The sequence below is a fragment of the Actinomycetes bacterium genome, from assembly GCA_036000965.1.
Taxonomy (GTDB): domain Bacteria; phylum Actinomycetota; class CALGFH01; order CALGFH01; family CALGFH01; genus DASYUT01.
This window is the reverse complement of record DASYUT010000267.1, coordinates 45,570-51,569: the sequence shown is the minus strand read 5'-3', so window position 1 is coordinate 51,569 and position 6,000 is coordinate 45,570. Positions and strand designations below refer to the sequence as shown.

The 6,000-nt window shown below is 69.9% G+C and carries 7 protein-coding genes; 4 read left to right on the top strand and 3 right to left on the bottom strand.

Features of this window, described 5'->3' with window-relative positions; translation table 11 throughout:
* Positions 1–184, top strand: a 184-nt coding sequence (locus tag VG276_23920) for a hypothetical protein (protein ID HEV8652353.1), incomplete at its 5' end; no start/stop codon positions are given.
* Between the two features lie 539 nt (positions 185–723).
* Here the strand turns inward: VG276_23920 and VG276_23915 are convergent.
* The 3 genes from VG276_23915 to VG276_23905 form a co-directional block, all read right to left on the bottom strand.
* The gene (locus VG276_23915) at positions 724–915 is read right to left on the bottom strand and encodes a hypothetical protein (protein ID HEV8652352.1); all 192 of its coding nucleotides are present in this window, start codon (positions 913–915) and stop codon (positions 724–726) included.
* A 714-nt stretch (positions 916–1,629) separates the two neighbouring features.
* Positions 1,630–2,190 carry a hypothetical protein gene (locus VG276_23910; protein ID HEV8652351.1) on the bottom strand — a complete coding sequence of 187 codons (561 nt, stop codon included), beginning with the start codon at positions 2,188–2,190 and terminating at the stop codon, positions 1,630–1,632.
* Between the two features lie 16 nt (positions 2,191–2,206).
* Positions 2,207–2,425, bottom strand: coding sequence for a hypothetical protein (locus VG276_23905; GenBank protein HEV8652350.1), 219 nt, complete (start codon positions 2,423–2,425; stop codon positions 2,207–2,209).
* A gap of 1,387 nt (positions 2,426–3,812) precedes the next feature.
* On the opposite strand from VG276_23905, the gene VG276_23900 reads away from it, so the two are divergent.
* Genes VG276_23900 through VG276_23890 form a run of 3 tightly spaced genes read left to right on the top strand, consistent with a single transcriptional unit; the run spans position 3,813 to position 5,939 of the window.
* Entirely contained in the window at positions 3,813–4,040 is a 228-nt protein-coding gene (locus VG276_23900; GenBank protein HEV8652349.1) for a MoaD/ThiS family protein, read from the top strand.
* Between the two features lie 7 nt (positions 4,041–4,047).
* Positions 4,048–5,046, top strand: a complete 999-nt coding sequence (locus tag VG276_23895) for an ATP-binding protein (protein HEV8652348.1) — start codon at positions 4,048–4,050, stop codon at positions 5,044–5,046.
* The gene (locus VG276_23890) at positions 5,043–5,939 is read left to right on the top strand and encodes a tRNA (adenine-N1)-methyltransferase (protein ID HEV8652347.1); all 897 of its coding nucleotides are present in this window, start codon (positions 5,043–5,045) and stop codon (positions 5,937–5,939) included. Before VG276_23895 ends, VG276_23890 begins: the two co-directional genes overlap by 4 nt.
* Positions 5,940–6,000: the final 61 nt, after the last annotated feature.

Sequence of the window (6,000 nt, the reverse complement as noted above, 5' to 3'; positions counted from 1 at the left end):
CACCCATTGGCTAGGGCGTGCGGTGTCGATCCTTGCCGGTCCGGTACTGCTCCACAGCCCGGCCTACACGAACGAACTGCTGGACGAGATCGAGGAGTCCCGCACCGTCTTCCGGATCACCAACATCGCCGGGATCGTCCTGATGGCAGCGGCGCTCGTCGGGTTGCTTCTGGAGGGGGTCTAGCGGCGCCGCGTCGGCATCAAACACGAAGGGGGTCGGAACGATGTCTGCAGACGATGTCGTCCAACGCATCGGTGGGTCCATGGGCCGAAGGAGGTTCCTCTCGCGCGTCGGCGCGGCCACCCTGTCGGCGGCCTTCGTCGTCCTCGGACTTGCCGACCCAGCCGCGGCCACCATCACGGTGGCGTGCTGCCACCTGTGCCGCTCGCCGGGATCGACGTGTTGCGGCGCACGTCCGGCGGTCTGCACCTGGTCCTGGACCTGCTGTTATACGTCAGGGGCTCGCGTCACCCTCTACCGGTGCATCGAGTGCTACTGCAACAGCGGATCCGACTGCGACTCGGACTGCACCGGCGTGACCAGCTCGCGCATCGTCAACCTCGGCGACTGCTAGGCGACGACCTACGAGCCGTCGATGCTCCATTCAGCCGGGCTAGGATCAATGCCATCCGGTTAGCTGGATTTGCGAGTACAAACTCCCTGGTCAGCACGGTCAAATCAGGCCAGAAGGACCCTTAACCGGATGGCATTGGGGCTAGGATCTACTCCTCAACGACACGGTACAGCTCCTCCAATGAATCTTGGAGGGCGACGAGCGTCTCTTGCTGGAAGACATGCCGCTGGAAGACATGCCGGCGTTCGGTTTCCCTGGCTTGCCGCTCTCGCTTCACCTGCCAGGTCGAGTTGACCCGTGCTCCGAGCAGGGCGGCCCCGGCTGCGAGCGACGCGATCACAACTGGGCCTCGAACGCGGTTACCCTCATGTGCCTCTGCTTTCGGTTGCCACGGCGAAAAGCATGGCCGGACGACCGGACCTCCAGCGGGCCGGCGCCGCCACGCCAAACGCCCTCAGTTGACCAGATTGTGAGACGTAGGCAGACTCCGGCCATGCCAATCGACATCCCGAGCGCAGAGGTCCTCGCGGCGTGGTGGGACAGGACAGTCTGACAGGGACAGTCGCTGGCGCAACGCGGTCCAGAAGGCCGCCGATGGCTGGAAGGTGTACAGCGCACATACGAGGGTGTCCGGCCGGGTGGGGGAGTGGCGTCGTCGCGTTGCTGCTGGTCACGGTGCTGCTCTGTGGCGTCATGCAGCGCGTTTCTCGTCTCGGCCTTGCCGAAAGCCGCCCGAAGCGGCGGTAGGAGTGATGGCTCGAAGAAGGAGGCGCAAGCGCGCTGTACACGTTCCAAATCTTCCTAGAGGTCATACTGGCGCAGATGAGGGTCCGCGGATCACTTGCGGGGCCCGGTCAATCACGTGATGAATTGGTGTAAGGCCCATAGCAGACGACGGACCCCAGACACCGGGCGGCCAGGAACGCCATTCGAGCATCGCCGCCCGCACTGCTTCCGGAACACTCACACGTTTGGACATCCAGGTGGAATACATCCGGCCGGCGATGGTTGCAGCGGTGTGGTGTGGTCTGGGATGGCCCACAGACGTAGCTGTTCAGCCAGAGGTCAGAGGCATGATTGGGACACATTCACACCTCCCGACTCCGGCTTCGGATGTGGCGAAACCATGACATATCAGCCGCTCAGACTGATCGGACGGTCGGATCGGCCCACGAACCGGTCTTGTGAATCCGCAGGTCACAGCCTCGTGGAACCAGGTCAGGTCATAGCGAGGTTTCTCGAGCACGACTGCCAGCGTGGGCGGCCCGGTCGCGCGGTCGTGGTGGGGGCGTGCCTTGGCGCCGAACAGCGTCCGTAGGATCGGCACGTCCAGCCGGGAGCGGGTTCGGTCGACGACGGCGTTGAAGACGCGGTCCATCTGGCCGCCGACCTTGAACAACAGGTTGCGGCTGTACTCGGCCTGGTAGACCGAGTAGGCGTAGCGGAAGCCGCTGCGGGCCTGCTCGTCGGCGTCCAGGCCAAGCACCCACGCGATCCCGGGTGCGGTCATCAGCAGGGGCGCGTCGGCGTGGTCGGCGCCGAGCCGGCGCAGCTCGCGTTCGCAGGCGTCGACCCGCTCGTCGAGCTCGTCGAGCAGTTGCAGGCTGGCGGTCATGGAGCCTGCCCACGGCTCAAGGCAGCGCCAGCCTGTCCAGCAGCGCTCGGCCGCCGACGCCGAACAGGTCCGAGGTCAGGCAGGGCCGCCCGAACACGAGCACGGTGGCGTGCACCCGGTTCTTCAACGCGACCCGGTGGCGCACCAGGTGCAACCGCCAGCGAGCCCGTTCCCGCTCGGCCCGCACCTCTGGGGCGGGCAGCCAGATCTCGGGGACCAAGGCCCAGCGCGACAACTCGGGGGAGCACCCGCGCGTCGATCCGGTCGGTCCTGCACGCCAGCGGCGCCAGCCCCTTGACCTTCTGCGCGTCGGCGATCAGCACCTCCCACCCCGCCAGCTCAAGCTGGTCATGCACGAACCGGGCGCCGTTCATCGACCAGGTCGCGGCCTGGACCGGCTGACCGGACTTCCCAAGCGAGCGGGCCAACCCACCCAACCCATCGGCGTCTGGTGCCACCGCGGTGGCCTCCACCAGCGCACCTCCTTCGTCCATCAGGTGCACGTCCAAGCGGTGACGCGACAGATCTCACCCTGCGTGCAACCTTGTCACCGGCCTCCTCGTGGCGACGTTCCTTGGTGACAACCCGGAGGTTGCCACCAAGGAGGCCCCTCTTCATGGCATTCAGTGACTGTCGAGCGCTTCTGCCGGAGTCAGCGGCTGTGTGTCCGCCAGCGCCTCGCACGGGACCCGCAGCAGGCGCCCGTGGTACGGCTTGCGCGAGCTATGCGCAACGAGTCGCTGGTGTAGCCGCTGGCCAGCTCCATCCTCGGCCGCCCTGGCAGCATGCGTTGGAAGTGCTCGGGTTCGCCGGGGCGTGCCCGGGTTGTGGGCGACGACAAGCAGCTCAACACGGTCGAGGGAGGGCAGTGACCAGATCCCGCGAGGCACCAGCCCGGCTGCGGGATCGAAGTGGACGTCGTGGCAGGCGGCCGACAGCGGGCAATCGTAGAGCCCGGCCCAGACCTCGGCGAGCGGGTCGGGGACGGGACGAGCGACCGGCAAGTCTCGGACCACTCAGGCCGCCCTGAGCGTGCCAGGATCACCGCTCGGACGGCCGCCGAGTCTCATCACGCCATCCATCACGGTTGCCCGTCGTTCCTTGTACGGCGCCTGCCGTGCGGCAGTTTGCTGGCGTGAATCGGTCGAGCATGCCGCGGATGGCTGGAAGGTGTACAGCGCACATGCGAGCGTGCCTGGCCCGCCGCGAGAGCGTCGCCGCCGCGTGATCGCTGGTCACGGCGGTGTGCTGGCGCGGCATGCTGTGGCTTTCGCCATCTCTGGTCCCGGCGGGGCCGTCTGGATGCTGGTTGGAGCCCTGCCTCGAAGAAGGAGGTCCAGGTGACCACCCGCTCCGGAGGTCCAGGTGACCACCCGCTCCGGAGGTCCGGGATGACTGCGCTCTCGGGAGTGGACGAGCGGGCAGCCGGCGGGCCGCGGACCGCCCGATGGTGTCGCCGACGGTGGGGGAACGGTATGGTGTCGTTGATGCCGGCAACCGGCCCGGTACGGACGACGGCGACCCGCCGGCGTCGGACCCGGACCCGCCGGGAGCGCCCCGGGGATGCCGCCCAGGCGGCTCCGCCTGGGCTGGCCCGTCCCGACCAAGACAAGGACCCGCCTATGCTCGTGACCGCGCGACTGCGCCCACCCGACCGCACCGTCGAGGTGCCGGACGCCCACCGCGTCGCCGACCTCCTGGCCCGTCTGGAGGTGCTGCCGACCACCGTGCTCGTGATCCGCGACGGCGCCCTGCTCACCAGCCAGGACGAGCTGCACGACGGCGACAAGGTGGAGGTCCGGTTCGCGATCTCGGGGGGGTCCGGCGCGGACGGGCGGGGGGACGGCTGAGGTGGCCATGCGCTGCAAGCGGTGCCGCGGGCCGATCGTCATCGAGATCCGCAGGCACAACGCCGCCTTCTGCCGGGACTGCTTCTTCCACTACGTCGGCCAGCAGGTCACCCGGGCGATCGCCAAGCACCGCATGCTCGCCCCCACCGACCGGGTCGTGGTCGCGGTCTCCGGGGGCAAGGACTCGCTGGCCCTGTGGGACCTGCTGCTCGAGCTCGGCTACCAGGCCGACGGGCTCTACCTCGGCCTCGGGATCGGCGGGTACTCCGAGCGCTCCAAGGAGATCTGCCGCGACTTCGCCGCCGCCCGGGGTGCCAGGCTGGTCGTGCACGACCTGGCCGTCGAGCAGGGGTACACGATCCCGCAGGCGGCCGGGAAGCACGGCCGCTCGTCCTGCGGCGTGTGCGGCCTGTCCAAGCGGTACGTGTTCAACCGGGCCGCCCTGGAGGGCGGCTACGACGTGGTCGCCACCGGCCACAACCTCGACGACGAGGCGGCCGTGCTGTTCGGCAACACCCTGCGCTGGGACACCGCGGCCATGGCACGCCAGTTCCCGGTGCTCGAGGCGACGCGGCCGGGCCTGGTCAAGAAGGTGAAGCCGCTCTACCGGGTGGCTGAGCGCGAGACCGCGGCCTACTGCGTGCTGAAGGGCATCGACTACGTGGTCGAGGAGTGCCCGCTGGTGGCCGGCAACACCCAGATGCGGTTCAAGGAGACGCTGAACCAGATGGAGGAGGCGTCGCCCGGCACCAAGCACAACTTCCTGTTCGGCTACCTCGACAGGGCGGCCGAGCTGCTGCGGGTGGCCGACGACGCCGACCTCGCCGAGTGCTCGCGCTGCGGCATGGTCACGGTCGCGCCCGAGGACCCGGCCGAGGAGGCGGTCTGCGCCTTCTGCCGCAGCCGGGCCCGCCTGGTCGGCGAGGCGGCCCTCGCCGGGACGGCCCTACCCCTCGCCGGGACGGCCCTGCCCCTCGTGGAGCGGGAGGAGGCGGCCGCCCGGTGAGGCCGCCGCAGGGGTCCGGGGAACCTCGAGGGGGTGCCCCGGTCAGACCGGAGGGGTCCGGGGAGCCCCGAGGGGGGGCCCCGGCCAGACCGCTCGAGGCGGGGGAGCGGGTGCTGCTGCAGGACGGCAAGGGGCGGCGCTACCTGGTGACGCTCGAGCGGGGCGCGACCTTCCACACCCATCGGGGGCGGCTCGCCCACGACCAGCTCATCGGCGCCCCCGAGGGCGAGGTGGTGCGCACCGACCTCGGCCAGCGCCTGCTGGTGGTGCGCCCGACCCTGGCCGACTGGCTGGTCAAGATGCCCCGCGGCGCCCAGGTGATCTACCCCAGGGTGCTCGCCCTCATGGTGATGGCGGCCGACGTGCGGCCCGGCCTGACCGTGGTCGAGGCCGGCACCGGCTCGGGCGCGCTGTCCACCGCGCTGCTCCAGGCCCTCGGCACGGAGGGACGGCTGGTGTCGTTCGAGCTCCGCCCCGACTTCGCCGCCCAGGCCAGGCGGAACGTGGAGGCGTGGTTCGGCAAGCCGCCCGAGCGCTGGGACCTGCGGGAGGGTGACGTCGTGGACGGCATCGGCCAGGTGGGACCGGTCGACCGGGTCTGCCTCGACCTGCTGGAGCCCTGGCTGGTGGTGCCGGGCGCGGCCGAGGTGCTCGTCCCCGGCGGGGTCCTGGTCGCCTTCGTGGCGACCATCCCGCAGGTGATGCGCCTGGTCGAGGCATTGGACGGGTCGGGCCGGTTCGGCCTCACCGAGACCTCCGAGGCCATTCTGCGTCCCTGGCACGTCGACGGGCTGGCCGTGCGGCCCGAGCACCGCATGGTCGGCCACACCGGCTTCCTCGTGTCGAGCCGCCGGCTGGCCGCGCCATGGCCCGCACCCGGCCCGGTCCGCTGACCTGCCCGGCGAACTCGCCAGGGTTTGTGGCCGCCGTCGCTTGGATAGGCCCGGGGCGGAG

What these genes read in the sequence shown, in the direction of transcription:
- VG276_23895 (HEV8652348.1), top strand. Translation starts at nt 4,048, where the DNA reads ATGCGCTGCAAGCGGTGCCGCGGGCCGATCGTCATCGAGATCCGCAGG.
- VG276_23910 (HEV8652351.1), bottom strand. Translation starts at nt 2,190, where the DNA reads ATGACCGCCAGCCTGCAACTGCTCGACGAGCTCGACGAGCGGGTCGAC.
- VG276_23900 (HEV8652349.1), top strand. Translation starts at nt 3,813, where the DNA reads ATGCTCGTGACCGCGCGACTGCGCCCACCCGACCGCACCGTCGAGGTG.